A 21,691-nucleotide genomic window follows, 5' to 3' on the forward strand; every position below is an offset into this window, starting at 1 on the left:
CAGATATCACTTCATATACTTGTTAAAAGACAGGTAAGTGAGGTGAGACATTTGAAGGGGAAATGGGGTTCGGCTTTTCAGGTAGGTGCAGTGTATGTTGGAACTGTGGTAGGAGCTGGTTTTGCAACGGGTAGAGAAATTGTTGAGTTCTTTACACAGCATGGTTTGTATGGACTATTTGGAATTATAATTAGCGGTTTTTTATTTATGTGGATTGGCGCAAAGATGATGATTATATCGCAACGAATAGGGGCGAACTCTTACAAAGAATTCATTGAATATTTATTTGGTAAAAAAATTGGAACAATTGTTAATACATTAATGTTATTAGTATTGCTAGGTGTTACATCTGTTATGTTATCAGGTGCTGGTGCAGTATTCCACGAACAGCTCGGGTTACCAAATATGGTCGGAATTATCATAACAATATTTTTAACCATTGGGGTAATGGTATTTGGTGTAAAAGGATTATTTGGAGTTAACTTATTTGTTGTTCCGATTATGGTCTTATTCAGTCTTATATTAGCAAGCAAAGTATTACTAGATGCAGATTACCCAGTTTTAGGAACGTTTTCTAGTAATGAGGGGTGGCAATGGTTGATTTCACCTTTTATCTATTCAGCTTTTAACTTAGCGATGTCGCTGGCTGTGCTCGTTCCACTTGCTAAAGAAGTGAATGATGAAGCTGTTGTAAAATGGGGCGGAATCATTGGTGGAGCAGTACTCTGCTTAATATTAATCACAAGTCACATTTCTCTTTCATCTTTACCAAATGTTGAGCTGTATGAAATTCCAATGGCTGAAGTAATGAGATCACTTTTGTATTCCTTTCATTGGTTATATGTCATTGTAATCTATGGGGAGATTTTCACTTCGGTAATCGGAGATGTCTTCGGCTTGCAGCGACAATTAGAAACGACAATTAAGGTACCCAAATTAGTGTTAGTCACCGGAATATTAGGGGTATCATTTTTAATCAGCTTATTTGGATATAGTTCATTAATTTCATTACTCTATCCAATTTTTGGTTATATGAGTTTAGCAATCTTAATTCTTTTATTGATACCTGATGGATTAATTAGAAACCAGCATAAAGGCAGATGACCTCTATGCTGGTTTTTTACAAAGCTTAGAAAGCACAAATTTTAACTGGTTGCGCTTTCTTATATAAGCGGAAAAACAACGAGCAATAATAAGTTAAATACTAAATGAGAAACAATCACTAGTATGATGTTTTTTCGCCAAGCATATAAAATCCCCCAAAAGATTCCTGCGACTATTGCAGCTAAAATTAGCATCATACTTTCTGAGTAAATATGGGCTGAGGCGTAAAGTAAAGCAGCTATTAGTATGCCTAGAACGTTCGATTTTTTAGCGAATGTTGATTGAATATAACCCCTCCAAAACAGTTCTTCCCCTGGGATGATAATCAGGATTAAAGCGATATAGTGCCACCTTTTTGTAGGAGAAACAGCTTCGTATAAGCTTTGTAAATCATCTAATACTGGAAGACCGAGCATGATAAGAAGTTGTTTTCCAAGTGCAAAGATTAAATAAAGCGCAACTCCTGAAATAATCCCCAGACCGACAGGAGAAATTAGTTTGTTTTTAAAATTTACCGTTTTCATACATAGACTTATGACACTTAATATGGATAAAGAAATGGTGAACATAGGCCAAAAAGAAAGAAAACCAGAAAAGCTTAAAAAAAGAAGAATGTGCGCAAGGATGACTGTGAGTAAGGTAGTGTTATTTATATGCGGCATCACTACTGTTTCCTTTCGACTAAGATTATTTCTTTTAGTGTAGCAAATTTTTATATGGGAAGCATAAATGAAAGTAATTTAGTTATTCTAAACATGACGACATTTAAAAGGAGAAAAAATATGACAAAGTCAAAGCATGAAAAAGAAAGACAATGGAATATTCGAAAACAGTCACAAGATCCGCATGGTAAAGTAAAATCATTTGAAGAACTTGCAGATGAAGTTACACCTCAGATTACAACAGAAAAAAGGGGAGAATAAGCATGGTATTACGTGATAGTCATAAAAATCAGCAAAAAAAAATGAAAAAGGCTTCTGATGCAATTGGTACAGATAAGGACTTTGGGAATGATTTAGCAGAGGGTAAGCATAACAATTTACGTAAGAAAAATAAGTAAGTAGATGCTAAAAAGGATAGAGAATCCACTTATCCTTTTTAGCCACCTATACGTGACATTTCGACTTTATTCTGATTTGTTGAGTTGCTACTACGTTCTTCGGAGTATCGATCTTTTCTACCTATCCAAATATTTTCAATTACTGAGCCTAGTTCTTGATCATTTAAGCTTGAACGGACTGGTTCACGTAAATCATGCCCCTTTGAAGCAAATAAACAAGTATATAGTTTTCCATCTGCAGAAAGGCGGGCACGGTTACAGGTAGAACAGAATGCATCAGACACAGATGAAATGACTCCGATTTCCTGATTCGAACCAATATATTGAAAACGGTTCGCAGTTTCACCTGTATAATTAGGTGCGATGGGTTCAAGAGGCATTACAGCATGAATATCTTCAAGAATTTGTTTCTTAGGATACACATCATCTAGCTTCCACTTGTTACTATTACCAACATCCATGTATTCAATAAAACGTAATATATGGCCTTGTTCACGGAAGTATTTAGCCATTGGAACAACGTCTTTATCATTCATGCCTCGTTTAACAACCATATTAATTTTAACTTTCAAACCAGCTTTAGCTGCGGCATCAATTCCGTCTAAAACGGTTTGAACGGTGACCCCTTTTCCATTAATTTTACCAAATACTTCGTCGCTCAAAGAGTCAAGGCTTACTGAGACCCGTCTTAAACCTGCTTCCTTTAAATCATTAGCATACTTAGGAAGAAGGGAGCCGTTTGTCGTCATGGCAATATCTTCAACACCATCGATGCGATTAATTTTCTCGATAAGTTCAGGTAAATTTTTTCGCATTAACGGTTCTCCGCCAGTTATGCGGATTTTTTTGACGCCTAAAGAATTCACAAAAATCTTTGTTAAACGCTCTAATTCCTCGAAAGAGAGTAATTCCACTCTTTGTAAAAAAGGATAGTCTGGTCCAAAAATTTCAGCAGGCATGCAGTAGGTACAACGAAAATTACATTTATCTGTTACAGATATTCTTAAATCACGAAGGGGGCGTTGCCATTTGTCCAAAATGTTATGATCATTTTTCAAGAATAATCCCTCCTTCTTTTTATTTTTGAACAATTCTCTCAGGGTGAGAGTATACATTAAATGAATCACCGCGTATAAAGCCAACTGCCGTGATATTTAAATCTTCAGCAAGCTTTAGTGCAAGGTCTGTTGGAGCAGATTTAGATAGAACGATACCAACGCCGATCTTTGCTGCTTTTAATAAAACCTCTGATGATATTCTACCACTAAACACAATTACTTTATCTCTAACGGGAATTCTGTTTATCAGACTATGTCCGTATAGTTTATCAAGCGCATTATGTCTACCAATATCAGTGCGACTCACAATAAGCTCAACTGGAGTGCATAGGGCGGCATTATGAACGCCTCCTGTTTCCTGAAAAACAATACTTTCATCCTGCATTTGCTTCATCAGATTACTACATTGACTTGGTGTGATTGTAGTCGTAGCGGTTGAGGTTTTGGCAGTTCGTGCATCATTATGAAAATAAAATTGCCTGCTTTTTCCACAGCAAGAACCAATAAACCGTTTCGAATGTAGCTGCTGACTCGTCGTCATCTTGGAGTGGAGGGATATATATGCATATCCACGTGACTCATCAATTGTGAGTGTTTTAATATCATCTCGGAAACGAATGACCCCTTCAGAAGCTAAAAAGCCGATTACCATTTCTTCAAAATGAATAGGTGTACAAACCATTGTAGCAAATTCCTCGTCATTTACAAAAATCGTCAATGGAAATTCAGTTACTATTTCATCTTGAACGGTTGAAAGAACTCCGTTAACATACCTATGAATAACCCGTTTTGCGCTCATCTTTTCATTCTTCATTATATTCACCTGACTATATATTAGATTATTAAAATATAAACACATTCTTTTTTTTTAGACAAGTATAAAGATTTACCTACGTATCCTTGAGACGATAAAAACAATAACTAACGTACAATTAGTAATAAATCAAAAAAATTGTTGCGATTCACGAAATATGGTGATACTATCATTTTATAAAGTTCATAAATTTGTAACATTTTGGTGCGAGATAGCGATCCTGTCGTCGTATTAAAACGCATACATAATTTGATAAACGATTAACTGTTGGTCCGATAGTAGCGTAACCTGCTTGATACTAACCGTCAATTTTTCTTGAAATGCATTCATTTGCATTTTTTGTGAGATTGACGGTTTTATTGTTTTTGTCCCGCATTAACGGGCAGTAAGACCCACTTCAAAACTTTGAATATTCGAAGAAATGGGCTAGCGCCTAGTGACTTCACACTGATGTACAAGTAAGGCGTATTATACCAGATGTCGCTACGACCCAAGTCATTGCATCGGTTGGAGCTCTGTAGTTCCTATATCACTTTTCAATGACAGTCTACTAAAAGCCGCCATGTCCAGTAGTGAATATCGACGAAAGCACATCCGGTGCAAGTCCTTACGGTGTAAGCGCCCTTTAAGTATTAGGAGGAAATTATGAAAAAGACAAAAAATCGTTGGCTTATCGCAGCATCTGCTGTTGGTATTCATATTTCAATCGGTTCAGTATATGCGTGGAGTAATTTTACCAATCCATTAATTGAAGAATTCGGTTGGACAGCGAAACAAGTACAATTTACATTCAGTTTAGCGATTTTATTTTTAGGATTATCAGCTGCATTTTTAGGTCACTTTGTCGAAAAGTATGGCCCGAAAAAAGCTGGTTTACTAGCATCGATTTTCTTTGGAGCTGGGATTATTGGAGCTGGATTTGCTGTCAACATTGGTTCACTGCCACTACTTTACATAACATATGGTGTTTTAGGTGGAATTGGACTTGGAGTAGGTTATATTGCTCCTGTTTCAACATTGGTAAAATGGTTCCCAGATCGACGTGGACTAGCAACTGGACTCGCGATTATGGGATTTGGTTTTGCAGCTGCAATTGCAAGCCCAGTCATGGAAGTGTTACTTAACTCGGTTGGCACTGCAAACACATTTTATATATTAGGGATTTCATATTTCATTATTATGACTTTATCATCATTATACTTAGAAAAACCAGCTGCAGGTTGGCTACCAGAAGGCTTTAAAGAAAAAGTAAGTGCCGGAAAAACTAAACTTAAAGAAGATCTTTCACAATTAACTGCTAATGAAGCAATTAAAACATCTAGGTTTTATTACTTATGGTTCATGTTATTCATTAATGTAACATGTGGAATTGCGATTCTTTCTGCAGCAAAACCATTAGCTGAAGAAAGCATTGGATTGTCAACTGTTGAAGCAGCTGCACTTGTTGGAGTGTTAGGGCTTTTCAATGGTTTAGGAAGACTTGGTTGGGCTACCATATCAGATTACTTTGGTAGACCTAATACGTATACTACATTCTTTGTTTTACAAATTGCACTTTTTGCACTTTTACCACAAACTACTGAAGCATTCCTATTCCAAGTGATGCTGGCAGTTATTTATACATGTTATGGTGGTGGTTTTGCAGCTATTCCAGCCTATATTGGTGATATGTTTGGAACAAAACAGTTAGGTGCTATTCATGGATATATCCTAACAGCATGGGCAGCAGCTGGTTTGGCTGGACCGATGTTTGCAGCATGGATGAAGGATACAACTGGAAGCTATGCAACTAGTTTAACGTTTTTCTCAGGTATGTTCATAGTTGCCTTACTTCTATCTCTATTAATTCGTCGTGACATTAGTAAATTACGTAGTCAAAATGCTACAATCAATTCAAATAAAACAATGGCAGGTTAATTGCTTTTCATAGCCTATCTTTTTGTGGTACAATACTAAGCAGTTTTAAGCCTCTTAGAGGTAGGAGGAAGTTATGAATAAGTATGAAGCTGAGTTTAGCAATATTGTTCGCTCTTTCAGAAAAAAGCATATGGGAAAAGGCCCAAGTAAAATTACAACGACATTTTGTAAAAATTGGGCGATATGCGAAATGGAAGGAAATCTTTCGCCAGTAGAAAAGTTCATCGCTAGTGCCAGTGAAGGCAAACAAGCACTACGATCAGCGAGAACGGAAATGGTGAAAGATATGTATCAGAAAAACCCTCCACTCGAAATGGAGGAATTTCTACAGTGCAAGTTCGTTGAACTGTTCGTAGACATTGATATTGATCGTGATTTTGGAATGTCTATTTTCGTGTTTGATGAAGACATTCAACAAAAATTTTGTAAATAGAAGGTTTGGCACTTGGTAGCGATCCTGCTTAAGACTAACCACCGATTGACCCATCCATAATGGACATGGGTTACGGTGGTTTTTTATTTTTTATAAGACATAGCGGAAAGTAGTTATGTTGCTTATTTCTGCTAAGTAAATAAGGTATAAAAAGAAATAGTTTTATGTCGAGCTCAGGAACCTTGTGAGGGATATCCCAATCAGGCATCCCTAGCTTTTCTAATAAGGAGTGAATATTTTGGGAAAATCAATACATCCAGGACCACAGAAAAAGGCTTTATTACCAGACCCAAAACATTGGGTAAGTCCTATTCCATTTGGATTAGGTAAGGTGAAACCAAAACACATAAGGGATGGTTTTAATGTACTTTGGGAAAACAAAGATAATTTAGGGTATGCAACAAATATCATTACAAAAGGTGTTTGTGATGGTTGTGCATTAGGTGTATCAGGCTTGTACGATCAAACATTGACAGGTCCACATGTTTGTACAACAAGATTGAATGTTCTTCGTTTAAATACGATGCCTGCTATTAAATCCGAAATTTTGCATGCAGACATTGACGAATTAAAAAAATACGATAGTTCTGAACTACGTAAGTTAGGTCGTATTCCTTATCCAATGATACGCCGCACGGGAGAAAGAAAATTTTCTCGAATTACCTGGGATGATGCGATGGACTTAATTGCCGAGAAGATGAAAAAGTTGGATCCTAAACAATATGCCTTTTATTTGACTAGCCGTGGAATTACAAACGAATCTTATTATGTAGCAGGAAAAGTATCTCGTTTCTTAGGTGCCAATAACATTGATAATGCTAGTCGTATTTGTCACTCTCCTTCAAAAACAGCTCTAAAGCGTTCTATTGGGGTGGGAGCATCGACAGCAAACTATTTAGATTGGATAGGAACGGATGTCTTGTTATTTTGGGGAAGTGTTGCTTCAAATAGTTCTCCTGTATCCACAAAATATATGCTTGAAGCGAAGAAAAAGGGCACCAAGATAATCGTTGTTAATCCCTACAAGGAACCAGCAATGGATAAATACTGGATTCCTTCAAACCCAGAATCTGCATTATTCGGAACAAAAATTGCAGATGATTTTTATCAAGTAAATATCGGTGGCGATATCGCCTTTATGCACGGAATTATGAAGCACTGGTTTGAGATGGAAAAAAGAGGTCACGGTTCGGCTATAAATCATGAATTTGTTAATGAACATGTAAATGGTTATGAGGAGTTAAAGACGGAAGTTCAAGCACAATCTTGGGATAAAATTGTTGAATCTTCCGGTGTTACAAAAGAACGTATTATCGAATTAGCTGAATTGCTTGCAAACAGTAAAAATGCTGTATACGCATGGGCTCTTGGATTAACGATGCACTCTTTTGCAACCGATAATATCTCCCAAGTTGCTAATCTAGCACTTCTTCGTGGACATTTAGGTCGCAAACACGCAGGTCTGATGCCGTTTCGTGGACATTCTTCTGTTCAAGGTAGTGGCGAGATGGGTGCTGATCCATTTGTACTACCAGGTGGAGACTTCTACGGCGAAAATATTGAGCGCATTGAAAAATTATGGGGATTTGAACTTCCTAAGTGGCAAGGAGATATCGTAGGGGTAACACTTGAAAATATCTTGTTACCGGAAGATAATGAGCGAAAGATTAAGCTTTATTATATGTCGGGTGGTAACTTTTTAGAAACAATGCCAGACCCTCATTTCATAGAAAAAGCATTGTCTGAACTTGAAATTCGTGTTCACCAGGATATTATCCTAAATACTTCTACTCTTGTTGATGCAAAAGAAGCAGTTATTGTTCTACCTGCAAAAACGCGTTACGAACAAGAGGGTGGAGGTACGTCTACTTCAACAGAACGTATGGTATATTTTAGTCCTGAAATTGAAGGGAATAAAAATAAAATTGAAGAAGCTCGTGCAGAATGGAAAATCTATGTTGACCTTGCAAAGCGCGTTAAACCTGAAACAGCTCATTTAGTAGATTTTAAAGAGACACAAGAAATTCGTAATGAAATTGCAAAAGCAAATCCAAGCTACGATGGAGTTCAACACCTGAAAAAAGCAGGGGATGTGTTCCAATGGGGTGGAGCTTGGTTATGTGAAGACGGAATTTGTCCAACTCCAGATGGCAAAGGTAATTTAATAGTAGTAGATATTCCAGACCTAGGTAAAAAAGAAGGTCAATTCATCGTAACCTCTCGCCGCGGAAAACAATTCAACTCTATGGTGTATAAAGAGGTAGATCCATTTAATAACGCTGGACGCTATGATGTATTAATCAATGCGGAAGATGCACGTGAATTAAGTATTGCCCAAGGGGAAGGTATTGTCTTATACAACGGGTTTGGTGTATTCCAGGGAAGAGCTAAGTTTGTTGAGATTGCACGTGGGAATGTTGAAGTTCACTTTCCAGAAGGAAACTTCCTCCTACCAAGAGGTCGTTACGAGAAATACGCCGGTATCCCTGACTATAATATCTCGGTAACTCTTGAAAAGGCGGACCGATTTAATGCTCGTAAAGATACGGAATACCTAGAGAAACCGATTGAAGAACTAGAAGAAATACCATCATAAGAAACTGTTTTCTTAACAAAGAAGATATGTCCTACTTCTTAATTCATTCCAATAGAGATCTAAAATAGAATTGTATTATATATAATAGAAGAAAAACGGATTAGGATAGTCCGTTTTTCTTTTTAATTTGTTAAGGCTACTAGTAATAAAGAAAGGGCTAGCATATGTGGAGTTTTGAAAATAAATATTTATATAACCATTGAAAAGCAATTTGGGAAAAAGGTACATTTTCGTTGTTTAGTATATAAGAAGAAACTATAATGTATCTATTCAGGATTTTTTAAGAAACGGGGTATGGAACCGAATGCAGAACGAATATTGGAATCAACAGCGAATTGGGGTTGCGTATACCGCTAGTGCATATGTATTATGGGGTATTTTACCTATGTATTGGAAGCTGTTAGATGGTGTATCCTCCGTAGAAATATTAGCACATCGAATCTTATGGTCATTTATTTTCGTTATTCTCATCTTAATCTCAGTAAAAAAAGGTAGGCTATTTTTAACTGAGTGTAAAAATATCTTCAATAATAAGGCTACTTTATTTGGAGTGACTGCTTCGGCAATTCTCATTAGTGCTAATTGGTTTATTTATATTTGGGCAGTAAATGCGAATCACATAATAGAAGCCAGTCTAGGTTATTATATTAATCCACTTGTAAGTGTTTTATTAGCAATGCTTGTTCTTAAAGAAAAATTAGGGTTTTGGCAGATTATATCCTTTGTTCTTGCGGGTATTGGTGTACTAATATTAGCTCTACAATATGGTCAAATTCCATGGGTCGCAATATCATTAGCATTTAGTTTTGGCTTGTATGGGTTAACAAAGAAGTTGACGAAGCTAGACTCCCTAATAGGATTAACATTTGAGACAATGCTGGTCGTTCCAATTGCATTTGGATATTTATTTTTCCTAAACCTGGATGGGGTGGATACTTTTCTTCAATCCAATCTAACTACTAAGCTCCTCTTTATGGGTGCGGGAGTTGTTACTGCAATACCGTTGCTATGGTTTGCGAATGGTGCGAAGCGCATCCCTCTAGCGATGATAGGAATCCTCCAATATATTGCACCTTCGATTAGCTTATTTATTGGAGTATTCTTATACCGTGAAACATTTACAAAAGTGCATTTGGTGACATTTTTCTTTATCTGGGTAGCTCTACTAATCTATTCACTATCGAAAACAAAATTACTAATTTATGCAGAGCAAAAGGTTCGTAAGAGCAAATCATTTAGTGTATAAATCATTTCGACAAGTACCAGGTACTTGTCGAAAAATCTTTAGTAGGAAGAATTTTTTTATGGAGTCCTTTTGTAAATCATGTTATAGTAGGATGGAAAAAAAGAATTCCAAGTACTGAAGAGGAAATGATTTCCTCTAGGTGTATTCGGGAGAGGTTCTAGACAAACCCTCTATAAAAAACTAAGGACGAACGATATCCTTGGGGTATTGTTTTTTTTACGTTTATAGAGGAAATGAGCACCTCTTCACTAAAGGAGAAGTGTACAATATGAGTACTCATAATGACAAAGCTGTTGTTGTTTTTAGTGGTGGCCAAGATAGTACCACTTGTTTGTTATGGGCGAAGCAGCAATTTAAAGAAGTAGAAGCTGTTACGTTTAATTATAATCAAAGACATAAGCATGAAATTGAGGTTGCGCAAAATATTGCAAATGAATTGGGAGTAAAGCATACAGTTCTTGATATGACTCTTTTAAACCAACTAGCACCAAATGCTCTTACTCGAACAGAGATTGAGATTAGTCAGGAAGACGGTGAGCTCCCCACTACGTTTGTTGATGGACGCAATCTACTGTTTTTATCTTTTGCTGCCATTTTAGCAAAACAAGTGGGAGCAAGGCATTTAATTACAGGTGTTTGTGAAACAGACTTTAGCGGTTATCCAGACTGTAGGGACGTTTTTATAAAATCACTAAATGTCACTCTGAACCTATCTATGGACTTTCAGTTTGTGATACACACCCCTTTAATGTGGCTGACCAAAGCGGAAACTTGGAAGCTTGCCGATAAACTGGATGCACTAGAATATATCCGAAATAAGACGCTGACTTGCTACAATGGCATTATTGCCGATGGATGTGGAACATGTCCTGCCTGTTTGCTTCGTAAGAAAGGTCTGGATGAGTATTTAGGTGAACTCAACAATTTATGATTAATTCAACTAAGAAAAAAATGTGATAATATGAAAGTGAGGAATATAGGATGTCAGGAAGAAAAGACGAAGAATTAACAGATGTAACATTATTAGGAAATCAAGGAACAAAGTACCTTTTTGAATATTCTCCGGAGATTCTAGAGTCATTTGAAAATAAGCACCAAAACCGAGATTACTTTGTCAAATTTAATTGCCCGGAATTCACTAGCTTGTGTCCAAAAACTGGACAACCAGATTTTGCAACAATCTACATTAGCTATATTCCAGAAGTGAAAATGGTAGAAAGTAAGTCTTTAAAGCTATATTTATTTAGTTTCCGTAACCATGGTGATTTCCATGAGGATTGCATGAATATCATTATGAATGATTTAATTGAGTTAATGGACCCTCGCTATATCGAAGTTTGGGGTAAGTTTACACCAAGAGGTGGAATTTCAATTGACCCTTATACAAACTATGGCAAGCCAGGGACGAAGTACGAAAAAATGGCTGAGTATCGCATGATGAATCATGACTTATATCCAGAAAATATAGATAATCGCTAATGAAAAAGAGGAACGCAGCCTTAATATGCCTTCCTCTTTTTTAAAAATATAAGTAGTATAAAATTTGCACCTAATTTTGGGGACTAGCTCCGGGCGCGCCTTGCGCTTTTGTTCAAAGATAAGAAAGTATAAAAGTTTGTACCTAGTTAGTGTCTAGCTCCGGTCGCCACCGGACTTGAGGTCATAAGCCAATCCCTTCTCGAAGGCAAAAAACGCCTTCAGTCAGGGCTCGTCTTATGCTTGTCGCAGATAGGCGTACACCCTGCGCTTTTCTTATTTCAAAAGCGCCAGTGTTATCAGATGAAAAGTTTTTTCTATGAAACAAATAAAATATTATCCTTCAATAATACGATAATTTTTATGATTGACGACGGTTCGTCTTTCTAAATCAAGGTCTCTATAATTATCCATATAGGTTAAATCAACGATCACGGAATTTTCATTAACCTTTTCAACGACCCCCTTTAGTCCGTCCTTGAATTCGATAATATTTCCGATCCCAGCTATTTTCATCGCACTCGCTCCTCTTCGACTTTATAGAAAATTCAATTAATCTTATTTTGCCTTATTATTTCCAAAACGTAAAGTCTTTTTGGTAGAATTAGTTTAGTATTCTAGCATCTAAATGTTATTGATATATAAGAATATTGCGTATAAATAGTTGAGCTTTTTTTTAAAAATATTGGATTGGTTTTAGAGGGAGGCGGAATGAGAGGTGTGTATACCGCCGGTGTAGTAGAATTCTTTCTTTTAGAAAAAATTATTTTTTCCATATATTATTGGTGCGTGTAATGCTGCTTCATACCTTTCAAGGCAACATGGACGAAATCGAGTAGTAAACATTGATTATGTTAATCATCCTAATTATCTCTTATTTAAAAACTTAATTAGGCATAAACAACTATTTGGGATGGACTTACGCTACTGTCTGAAAAAGGGTATAATGACGCAAAAGAAAATTATGAAAAAATAACAGAATGGTTGCAAATAGATTACGTGGTACATATTTCCAAGTGGATAAAAAAGCCGTATGCCAATTAGCGCTAAGAATGCCCTCTTAAAGGTAATTGGTCAATTATACGGCTTTTAATTATCTAATCAAGTGTCAGTTAGTTGCCACAACTACAACCACCTGAAGGTACAAAGCTCATGGCTGATCTACCGGGAGCTTGAGTCATGCCCGGTCCATAGCCCATACCTGGAGCTTGAGTCATACCTGGCCCATAGCCCATGCCTGGAGCTTGAGGGATACCGTGTCCAAAGCCCATACCTGGAGCTTGTGACATACCTGGCCCAAAGCCCATACCTGGAGCTTGTGACATACCTGGCCCAAAGCCCATACCTGGAGCTTGTGACATACCTGGTCCAAAGCCCATACCTGGAGCTTGTGACATACCTGGCCCAAAGCCCATACCTGGAGCTTGTGTCATATCTGGTCCAAAGCCCGTACCTGGAGCTTGTGTCATATCTGGTCCATAGCCCGTACCGGGAGCTTGAGGGGTACCGTGTCCACCAAATCCCATACCTGGAACTTGCGACATACTAGGAGGAGCTTGAGTCATGCCAGGCCCATGTCCGATTCCATGTGGCTGAGTCATCCAAGGTGATTGTTGCCCCATGCCGGTTCCGTAAGATGGTGGAGCAAAGTCCGTATCATCGTCCATATCGAAAGATGGAGAAGTCATTGTATCATGTGGAAATGAAGGTGTTAAGGCACCACCATAAACCGGTCCAGTCGCAGCTGATGGTCCTGTGCTATATGGCCCGTAGGGTAGTGTCATCGGTACTTGACCTTGCTGTTGATGTCCTTGTAATTCGAACCCTTGCCCATATGCTTTCATTCCAGGTCCAAAACCACCCATTGATGGCTGCTGACCATACATTTGTGGATTCATATTATATCTTTCGTCCAATTCAATCGTCCTCTCATATTTATAAGTAATGTAATATGCCTATCTAACATATCCACCATATACTATGTGTAGGATGACTATTGGTGTTTAGTAGGCAAAGAATTGGGTATCCGCCTTGTTGTCAATATGCTAAAGAGATTATAATAAAATGATAGATCAAACGAGGTGTTAGTAATGAACGAGCAATTGATAGCTGAAATATTAAATAAACTACGTGACGGAGAGTTAAATGAATACCACGTTACGAATGAACAATTTCTGTCATTTCGCATGGTTCTTGTAAAGAGGGATGATTTTAAACATTTCCATGGAATTGCACAGCGAGGCGGTTCCGTCATTTATAAATACCTTAAGGAAGAAAGAAGTTAATTTGTAAATCTAGTATGTCAGTGCGAGTCTCAATAATTGAACAACTCGCCTGATTGGCAGGAATAGGTGATAAATCAGTGAGGTTAAACCTCACTTTTTTTGTTTTAATACATGGATATAATTTCCGAATGCGGACATATCCCTCTAATAATATAGGTTTTAAACTGGTTGAAGTTGACAACCATTTTTTGGTTAATGATAGAATAATAATATCCTGTTAGCCTAGTAGAGAGCCAAGCAAACTACTAGGAGGTAAAAATAATGAAAAAGCTAAAAAAACTAGTAATAGCGTCAACTCTTGCATTATCAATCTTCGCTTTAAATATAGGCGGTGCTGATGCTGCAGTTACTACTCATACTGTTAAGAGTGGAGACACACTTTGGTTAATTGGTAAAGCATATGGTGTGTCAGTTGATCAACTGAAAAGTGTAAACAAACGTACAAGTAATGTTATATATCCTGGCCAAAAACTTGTAATCCCGCAATCTATTACTGCAGCTGAAAAGGATTTACTAGCTAGACTAGTCTATGCAGAAGCTAAGGGTGAATCATATGCTGGTAAAGTAGCCGTTGCTACGGTTGTATTTAATCGTGTTGCGCATCCAGAATTTCCGAACACAATTAGTGGTGTTATAAACGAACGCACTCCAACTGGTAGTTATGCATTTTCACCGGTAGGAAGTGGTTCTATCAAACTAGCAGCAGATGCAGAAGCAAAGCGTGCAGTTGATGAAGCACTAGCATTTCGTGGACAAGGTAAAGGGTCAATTTATTTTTACAACCCAGCAAAAATTACGAATAATTGGATTTTATCAAGACAAGTAACAGTTAAGATTGGTAACCATGTATTTGCAAAATAAGACCTTTAGTAAAAACAGTAAGCATTCATTTCATATTTTATGAAATGGGTGCTTTTTTAGTTAAAAGATAAGGATAGTATAAAAATTTGTACCTAGTCTTAGTGTCTAGCTCCGGTGACCCACTTTTAGATTACTACATACAGTGATCCGGGAACGATTATTTTTTGCAGGAATCGTTATAGTTAGTGATGGTGGAATGACTAGAAAAATGATTTATGAGGATTAAGAAGTTTAAAAATAAAAAATACACTGTTTCTAGAATTAAGGATCATGTGCATATACTAAAAGAAAAACTTAAAGGGTGGTTTATATTTGGTGAAAGTTCTATTCTTTGGTGATCCAGGTATCGATGATTCTTTAGCGATCATGTACGGACTATTACATCCGGAAATTGAGATAGTTGGAATTGTAACGGGTTATGGAAATGTAAGTCAGAAGCAAGCAACACAGAATGCAGCATATTTACTATCTTTAGCCAGAAGAAGAGATATTCCGTTAATAGCAGGGGCTAAGATGCCGTTGACTGGTGAGTTTGTTCCATTTTACCCTGAGATACATGGGGAGGAAGGCTTAGGACCTATTCGTCCACCATTGAATATAAAAATTGATTTTTTGAATTTTGATGAGATTTTTAAAATAATTGAAAAATATAAGCATGAATTAATCATTGTAGACGTAGGGCGGTCAACTTCTTTGGCGATTGCTTTTATTCTTGGTGGAGACATTATGTCAAAAGTAAAAGCGTTTTACCTTATGGGTGGGGCCTTTTTAGTTCCAGGTAATGTTACTGAAGAAGCAGAAGCGAATTTTCATGGAGATTCAACTGCTTCAAACTTAGTAGTAGAACAGGGTCAAAATGTAACAATAATACCATTAAATATAACAAATCAAGCTATCGTTACACCTGAAGTAGTTGCTTATATTAGTCGTAATGTAACCAATCGATTTGGGCCCTTAATCAATCCAATATTTGATTACTATTTTGAGGCTTACAAAAAAAATGTGCCAGGAATTAAAGGGGCTCCGTTGCATGATGTGGTAACATTAAGTGCGCTAGTTAATCCAACAATGATTGAATATGTTTCTAGAAGAGTAAAGGTAGAACTCTTCGGAGAAGCTAGAGGGAAGACAATTGCCGATTTTCGTCCAAAGCCTGAATTCGATCCTCCTGAAACCTTAGATCGAATAGGGTTGCAATTAAACTACCAAATGTTTATTAATGATTTAATAAGAGTTATGATATTGCCTATGAATTATTAGGCTATGGTTAAAAAGGCTTGGTTCTACCAAGTCTTTTCTTAGCTAATCTGATGCCCGAAATAGCGTGAAAAATAAAAAACGGTAACCAAAAGAGCAGTCTGATGCCCGAAATAGCGTGAAAAATAAAAAACGGTAACCAAAAGAGCAATCTGATGCCCGAAACCGCGCAAAAAATAAAAAACGGTAACCAAAAGAGCAATCTGATGCCCGAAATCGCGCAAAAAATAGAAAACGGTAACCAAAAGGGCAATCTGATGCCCGAAATCGCGCAAAAAATAGAAAACGGTAACCAAAAGGGCAATCTGATGCCCGAAACTGCGCAAAAAATAAAAAACGGTAACCAAAAGGGCAATCTGATGCCCGAAATCGCGCAAAAAATAGAAAACGGTAACCAAAAGGGCAATCTGATGCCCGAAATAGCGTAAAAAATAAAAAACGGTAACCAAAAGAGCAGTCTGATGCCCGAAATCGCGCAAAAAATAAAAAACGGTAACCAAAAGAGCAGTCTGATGCCCGAAATAGCGTAAAAAATAAAAAACGGTAACCAAAAGGGCAATCTGATGCCCGAAACTCCGCAAAAAATAAAAAACGGTAACCAAAAGGGCAGTCTGATGCCCGAAATCGCGTAAAAAATAAAAAACGGTAACCAAAAGGGCAATCTGATGCCCGAAACTCCAAAATCAAAAGACATGATGCGTTTTAATCGACGTTCCTCGTGGGGGCGGGCGCCCTACGCTTGTCTAACTGCGATAAGAAAGCATGAAATTCTGTACATAGTATCCATTTTTCATCAAAAGAATCATTCATTTTGTCCACCATCTTTAAAACTAGTAACTTTAAGTCTACCATATTGTGATTTGTAAGAAAAAAGCAAGAAATGCAAAGCTTGATATGATGTATTTATTTTGTAGGAAGTGGAGATAAAAGAGGTAAAATGGTATAATCGTTTGGGCACTATTTAAATATTGGTGAAAATCAGTCTCAGCAATTTATGTTGCGGGCTTTGTAAAATAGAAATGGAGGATTTACATTATATGATTACTGTTTCAAATGTAGGCTTACGATATGGAGATCGAAAACTATTTGAAGATGTTAATATAAAATTTACACCTGGCAATTGTTACGGTTTGATTGGGGCTAATGGGGCTGGGAAATCTACCTTTTTAAAGATTCTTTCAGGCGAAATTGAAGCGCAAATTGGTGAGGTTCATATGACTCCAGGTGAACGTCTGGCTGTCTTAAAGCAAAACCACTTCGAATATGAAGAGCATGAAGTAATGAAGGTCGTTATTATGGGACATGCACGTTTATATGAAGTAATGCAGGAAAAAGATGCAATCTATATGAAAGCCGATTTTACTGATGAAGATGGAATGAAGGCCGCAGAGCTTGAAGGGGAATTTGCCGAGCTTAATGGTTGGGAAGCTGAGCCAGAAGCTGCAATTCTATTAAAAGGTCTAGGTATTTCTGAAGATCTTCACACAAAAAAAATGGCGGAATTAACGGGTGGAGACAAGGTTAAGGTACTATTAGCACAAGCATTGTTCGGTAAACCAGATGTTTTACTACTAGATGAGCCTACCAACCACTTGGACATCCAAGCGATCCAGTGGCTAGAGGAGTTCTTAATTAACTTTGAAAATACAGTAATCGTTGTATCCCATGACCGTCACTTCTTAAATAAAGTGTGTACACATATGGCTGACTTAGACTTTGGGAAAATTAAAATCTATGTTGGTAACTATGATTTTTGGTATGAATCAAGCCAACTTGCTCAAAGACTAGGGTCAGACGCGAACAAAAAGAAGGAAGAAAAAATTAAAGAATTACAAGCGTTCATTGCACGCTTTAGTGCAAATGCTTCCAAGTCAAAGCAAGCTACCTCTCGTAAGAAATTACTCGACAAAATTACACTTGATGATATTCAACCGTCTTCTAGACGTTATCCATTCGTAGGGTTTACACCCGAACGTGAGATTGGGAATGATTTATTACGTGTAGAAGGCTTAACAAAAACAATTGATGGTGTAAAAGTGTTGGATAACGTTAGCTTTATTATGAATAAAGGTGACAAAATAGCCCTAGTTGGAAAAGATGAGATTGCTACTACTGCACTGTTTAAAATTTTAATGGGTGAAATGGAAGCGGATAGTGGTTCATTTAAATGGGGAATAACAACCTCTCAAGCTTATTTTCCAAGAGACAACTCAAAATACTTTGAGAACTCGGAACTAAACCTAGTAGACTGGTTACGTCAATTCTCACCAAATGATCAAAGTGAGAGCTTCCTACGTGGTTTCCTAGGAAGAATGTTATTCTCAGGTGAGGATGTTTTGAAAAAAGCAAGTGTATTATCTGGGGGAGAAAAGGTTCGTTGTATGCTTTCTAAAATGATGCTAAGTGGATCGAATGTTTTACTATTAGATGATCCTACAAACCATCTTGATCTTGAATCAATCACCGCATTAAATAATGGTTTAATCGCATTTAAGGGTGCAATGCTGTTCACATCACATGACCACCAATTTATCGAAACGATTGCGAACAGAATTATCGAGGTAACACCAAATGGACTAGTCGATAAAGAAATGACATATGATGAGTACCTTTCAAATGAAGATCTTCAAAAAGAAATTAAAGCAATGTACGTGTCATAATTAGAAAAAGCGCAGGAACCCTGCGCTTTTTCTACCTTAACAAAAAGTATAAATCCTTTGCAGTCACCGAAAAGGCCTGGTCTCTAAAAAGAATAGATCTATTCATTTTAGTTTTTCGCGATTACTAGATAAAGGAAACTGCTCTAACCACTCATTGTCAATCATCATATTTAACCCGTCTTCACTATAATGTAATAACTCCCCTATCAGTCGTGTATAATGGCCTCCGATATCGTGCCTTGGGCTAAAAGACAAGGAAGTACCATATTGACCAATACCAAAAGTGACGAGTAAGTTTAAATGGAATAACAGGAGTTTATCTGAGAATGGTGATTCAGTTGAGTTGGTAACTTGATCTACTAATGAACTAGGAGAAGGAAGGTCTTCCTCCTTTAAAATTGTACTAAAAATATCAAAATGTTTTGTCGCAATTTCTCGGCCCCGCACCATGTACTTTTTCACTTCCTTCGAATCTGCAACCTGACTAAATGCTATTGAAATTGCTTTTCCCAATTCGCAAAGCTTCATATTTAAAAATAGATTTGAAATTTCTACGCCACTTATTGGCCTTCTATCCCCAAACCAGCCTGCTAAAAAAGTTTGCTTTTTAACAAAGTCAATTGTTTCTGGAATAGGAATAATAGGATCACGTTCGAAAAGGCCTTTAGATTGCATCAATGCTTTTGCCTTACTATGTAGTTGAATCGCTTGGTGTAAGCATTCAGAGAAATAACTGATAATATCAGGTCTTGCAGCAGTTGAAAGAGCAAGGCTATAAACTGTCATACTGTACTGACACATGTGAACTAAATAATGTAAATAGAGCACATCAGAAAACAACCTTGGAGCATTAACATTTACATCCTGATCAGTAAAACCACGAGGTATCGGAAAATTCTCGCTTTGAAACAAGGTAGTGAGTTTATAAATATGCTGTTTTGAATACTCTAGTGCAGTGGCTAGTATTTCACGAATCTCTTGGTCATCACAATGATTTAGAAAATAACGGAAGCCAATGATTACCATCGAATCATCTAAATAATTCGCCCAAAGGTTTGAAATCTCAGATGCCGTAAGAGGAATCGTTGTTTTATCGTTCAATTTGGCATACCTCCAACATGTTTGAATAAGGTTAGTCTAACCTTTTTACTTGTGTGTATCCTTGAAAAGTACTATTATTTAGCATCATCAACTTAATATTGGTTATACATTTTTTTGTATGGTAGTGATTAGGTGAAGAAAGGGAGATATACTTGATTATCGGCCGATTTATTGGTTAGAGGCACAAAAAGGTTATTTCCAGCTTTGGCGCACCAAAAAAGCTCATATCAGCCATGCTGATATGAGCTACACTACTAAAAAGTTACAGCTGTTGTTGGTCTTGCAGCTGTTTTTCTGCCATTTGGATTAAACGCTTTGTCATTTCTCCACCGACAGATCCGTTTGCACGTGCGGTCGTATCTGCACCAAGCTGAACTCCAAACTCGCCTGCAATCTCCTGTTTCATTTGATCAAGAGCATTTCCTGCACCAGGAACTAAAAGTTTGTTTCTTGCCATGATACATCACTCCCGTGCGAAGTTTTGAGTAACCTATAATTAATTACTCTCTTTTAAGATAACCGAATGCGTGTAGGGAATTCATGAAAAAATTTAGTAAATTACTCCATTACAATTACCTCTGGTTTTACTCGAAAGCTGACTGTTCGGAAATAAGCTTCATTTCAGCTTCCATCCAAGAAGGATTTAAGTCTTCCCCAATAAAGACAAGCGTCAATGGATATTTCAACATTTCCTTCATATATAACGGCATTCCATAGGAGTATTGAAAAAGAAATGTGTTATCCGAATGAGTAAAACGCAAATAGCCCTTAATTCGATAAATGGTGTCAGGCATAGCACGAAGCCAGTTTTCAAAGATATCTATATTTAAAGGGTGTTGGAATTGATGGACAAATGTTTTTACACGTAGGTCATGTTGAACATGCGCTTTTTCGCGTGTCTCATTTATACGAGTACGTTTAAACGAAAGATCCTCAAGCCTTACTGCTGAATACCTAGTTAACAAACATTTGGCCTTAGGATTAACAGATTGAATATCAAAAATAATACTACCTTGTTCTGCCTCTGTTAATTGATCTACTTTATTGATTAATAAAACGTCAGCATGGCGTACTTGTTCCTGTAAAAGCTTTTGTAAACGGATACTCATACCATGACGGTCCTTCCAACGATTTGCGTCAACGATTGTCACGATCGATTGAACATCCAATTTATCTGCAAACAAGGGTGATAGGCAAGCATCCAATACCTCAATAGGATGGGCAACTCCTGTTGTTTCAATATAAATGGAATCAAGTTCATGGTCATTTAGTAGTCCATGCATATGAACTTCAAGCTGTCCTTGAATCGTACAGCAAACACAGCCGTTTAATAATTCTTTTAATGGTATATCTTCTGACACCTCATTAGAATCAATAGAGGTTTGTCCAAGCTCGTTCATTACAACAGCCACTCTACGGCCTAATTGTTTTTCTTCAGTCAGCAGGTTTTTTAAAAGAGTTGTTTTTCCACTTCCTAAAAAGCCCGCCAGTATGTATACTTCAACCTTCTTCATTCTATATCTCCTCAGCTATTTATATTTAGGCTGTTTTTTCCGTAAACTTTGATCTTTGAAGCACCTAGCTTATTTACCTTATTAGTGGCATCATTCTTCCCTAAGCGAAACGATATTTATTTACTTTATAGTATCTTATCAAGAAAGGAGCGTCAATTTCAGTGATCAAAGTACAGCCAATGTCGAAAATGGTCATTAATTGTCATAAGATGAATATATTGACAATTGCTAAAAATCGAACTACTATAATGGTAGTAAGGAAAGTTAACTAACTCTAATACTACACGGCTTAAAAACTCGCCGAGTGGA

22 protein-coding genes, 1 pseudogene and 1 riboswitch are annotated in these 21,691 nt (G+C 37.1%); of the genes and pseudogenes, 15 read left to right on the forward strand and 8 right to left on the reverse strand.

Annotated elements, in window-relative coordinates; genetic code table 11:
- Positions 1-42: 42 nt before the first annotated feature.
- Entirely contained in the window at positions 43-1,104 is a 1,062-nt protein-coding gene (locus PY093_RS06175; RefSeq protein ID WP_345774220.1) for a YkvI family membrane protein, read from the forward strand.
- A gap of 59 nt (positions 1,105-1,163) precedes the next feature.
- Here the strand turns inward: PY093_RS06175 and PY093_RS06180 are convergent, their stop codons facing one another.
- Positions 1,164-1,628 carry a CPBP family intramembrane glutamic endopeptidase gene (locus PY093_RS06180; RefSeq protein WP_275645013.1) on the reverse strand — a complete coding sequence of 155 codons (465 nt, stop codon included), beginning with the start codon at positions 1,626-1,628 and terminating at the stop codon, positions 1,164-1,166.
- 258 nt (positions 1,629-1,886) lie between these two features.
- Between PY093_RS06180 and PY093_RS06185 the strand changes: the two genes are divergently transcribed.
- Complete coding sequence (locus tag PY093_RS06185) at positions 1,887-2,027, forward strand: DUF6254 family protein (RefSeq protein WP_275645014.1); 141 nt, start codon at positions 1,887-1,889, stop codon at positions 2,025-2,027.
- Between the two features lie 2 nt (positions 2,028-2,029).
- Entirely contained in the window at positions 2,030-2,164 is a 135-nt protein-coding gene (locus tag PY093_RS06190; RefSeq protein ID WP_275645015.1) for a hypothetical protein, read from the forward strand.
- Between the two features lie 38 nt (positions 2,165-2,202).
- Here the strand turns inward: PY093_RS06190 and moaA are convergent, their stop codons facing one another.
- Positions 2,203-3,222, reverse strand: a complete 1,020-nt coding sequence (gene moaA / locus PY093_RS06195; protein WP_275645016.1) for a GTP 3',8-cyclase MoaA — start codon at positions 3,220-3,222, stop codon at positions 2,203-2,205.
- Positions 3,223-3,241: 19 nt separating this feature from the next.
- Positions 3,242-4,036, reverse strand: a complete 795-nt coding sequence (fdhD, locus tag PY093_RS06200) for a formate dehydrogenase accessory sulfurtransferase FdhD (protein ID WP_275645017.1) — start codon at positions 4,034-4,036, stop codon at positions 3,242-3,244.
- Positions 4,037-4,681: 645 nt separating this feature from the next.
- On the opposite strand from fdhD, the gene PY093_RS06205 reads away from it, so the two are divergent.
- The 6 genes from PY093_RS06205 (at position 4,682) to queF (ending at position 11,707) form a co-directional block, all read left to right on the forward strand.
- Positions 4,682-5,953, forward strand: a complete 1,272-nt coding sequence (locus PY093_RS06205; RefSeq protein ID WP_275645018.1) for an L-lactate MFS transporter — start codon at positions 4,682-4,684, stop codon at positions 5,951-5,953.
- A gap of 73 nt (positions 5,954-6,026) precedes the next feature.
- Positions 6,027-6,386 (forward strand): Na-translocating system protein MpsC family protein, encoded by a 360-nt coding sequence (locus PY093_RS06210; RefSeq protein ID WP_275645019.1) that lies wholly within the window; start codon positions 6,027-6,029, stop codon positions 6,384-6,386.
- 238 nt (positions 6,387-6,624) lie between these two features.
- Positions 6,625-8,982 (forward strand): FdhF/YdeP family oxidoreductase, encoded by a 2,358-nt coding sequence (locus PY093_RS06215; protein WP_275645020.1) that lies wholly within the window; start codon positions 6,625-6,627, stop codon positions 8,980-8,982.
- Positions 8,983-9,286: 304 nt separating this feature from the next.
- A complete protein-coding gene (gene rarD, locus PY093_RS06220) occupies positions 9,287-10,228 on the forward strand; it encodes an EamA family transporter RarD (RefSeq protein ID WP_275645021.1) in 942 nt (313 codons plus the stop codon).
- A gap of 145 nt (positions 10,229-10,373) precedes the next feature.
- A riboswitch (PreQ1 riboswitch) is annotated at positions 10,374-10,418 on the forward strand.
- 78 nt (positions 10,419-10,496) lie between these two features.
- On the forward strand, positions 10,497-11,159 hold the full coding sequence (gene queC / locus PY093_RS06225; RefSeq protein WP_275645022.1) for a 7-cyano-7-deazaguanine synthase QueC: 663 nt from the start codon (positions 10,497-10,499) through the stop codon (positions 11,157-11,159).
- 50 nt (positions 11,160-11,209) lie between these two features.
- Positions 11,210-11,707 carry a preQ(1) synthase gene (gene queF / locus PY093_RS06230; protein WP_275645023.1) on the forward strand — a complete coding sequence of 166 codons (498 nt, stop codon included), beginning with the start codon at positions 11,210-11,212 and terminating at the stop codon, positions 11,705-11,707.
- 333 nt (positions 11,708-12,040) lie between these two features.
- Here the strand turns inward: queF and PY093_RS06235 are convergent, their stop codons facing one another.
- Positions 12,041-12,220, reverse strand: a complete 180-nt coding sequence (locus PY093_RS06235; protein ID WP_275645024.1) for a YkvS family protein — start codon at positions 12,218-12,220, stop codon at positions 12,041-12,043.
- Between the two features lie 195 nt (positions 12,221-12,415).
- On the opposite strand from PY093_RS06235, the pseudogene PY093_RS06240 reads away from it, so the two are divergent.
- Positions 12,416-12,623, forward strand: a pseudogene (locus tag PY093_RS06240) (hypothetical protein); the annotation flags it as partial.
- Between the two features lie 193 nt (positions 12,624-12,816).
- Here the strand turns inward: PY093_RS06240 and PY093_RS06245 are convergent.
- Entirely contained in the window at positions 12,817-13,620 is an 804-nt protein-coding gene (locus tag PY093_RS06245; protein ID WP_275645025.1) for a hypothetical protein, read from the reverse strand.
- A 174-nt stretch (positions 13,621-13,794) separates the two neighbouring features.
- Here PY093_RS06245 and PY093_RS06250 point away from each other — a divergent pair, with 174 nt between their 5' ends.
- From PY093_RS06250 to PY093_RS06270, 5 genes are all read left to right on the forward strand, one after another.
- On the forward strand, positions 13,795-13,989 hold the full coding sequence (locus PY093_RS06250) for a hypothetical protein (RefSeq protein WP_275645026.1): 195 nt from the start codon (positions 13,795-13,797) through the stop codon (positions 13,987-13,989).
- Positions 13,990-14,250: 261 nt separating this feature from the next.
- Positions 14,251-14,850 (forward strand): cell wall hydrolase, encoded by a 600-nt coding sequence (locus PY093_RS06255; RefSeq protein WP_275645027.1) that lies wholly within the window; start codon positions 14,251-14,253, stop codon positions 14,848-14,850.
- 312 nt (positions 14,851-15,162) lie between these two features.
- Positions 15,163-16,110: a nucleoside hydrolase gene (locus PY093_RS06260; protein WP_275645028.1), complete on the forward strand. Its 948-nt coding sequence runs from the start codon at positions 15,163-15,165 to the stop codon at positions 16,108-16,110.
- A 152-nt stretch (positions 16,111-16,262) separates the two neighbouring features.
- Positions 16,263-16,535, forward strand: coding sequence for a hypothetical protein (locus tag PY093_RS06265; protein ID WP_275645029.1), 273 nt, complete (start codon positions 16,263-16,265; stop codon positions 16,533-16,535).
- 609 nt (positions 16,536-17,144) lie between these two features.
- Complete coding sequence (locus PY093_RS06270; protein ID WP_275645030.1) at positions 17,145-18,767, forward strand: ABC-F family ATP-binding cassette domain-containing protein; 1,623 nt, start codon at positions 17,145-17,147, stop codon at positions 18,765-18,767.
- A 102-nt stretch (positions 18,768-18,869) separates the two neighbouring features.
- On the opposite strand, the gene PY093_RS06275 is transcribed toward PY093_RS06270, so the two are convergent.
- The 3 genes from PY093_RS06275 to PY093_RS06285 form a co-directional block, all read right to left on the reverse strand.
- Positions 18,870-19,868, reverse strand: a complete 999-nt coding sequence (locus PY093_RS06275; RefSeq protein ID WP_275645031.1) for a DUF3231 family protein — start codon at positions 19,866-19,868, stop codon at positions 18,870-18,872.
- Positions 19,869-20,130: 262 nt separating this feature from the next.
- On the reverse strand, positions 20,131-20,325 hold the full coding sequence (locus PY093_RS06280; RefSeq protein ID WP_275645032.1) for an alpha/beta-type small acid-soluble spore protein: 195 nt from the start codon (positions 20,323-20,325) through the stop codon (positions 20,131-20,133).
- A 127-nt stretch (positions 20,326-20,452) separates the two neighbouring features.
- Positions 20,453-21,382, reverse strand: coding sequence for a CobW family GTP-binding protein (locus PY093_RS06285; protein WP_275645033.1), 930 nt, complete (start codon positions 21,380-21,382; stop codon positions 20,453-20,455).
- Between the last annotated feature and the right edge of the window lie 309 nt (positions 21,383-21,691).

Source organism: Cytobacillus sp. S13-E01 (assembly GCF_029193815.1).
Lineage (GTDB): Bacteria > Bacillota > Bacilli > Bacillales > Bacillaceae_L > Bacillus_BV.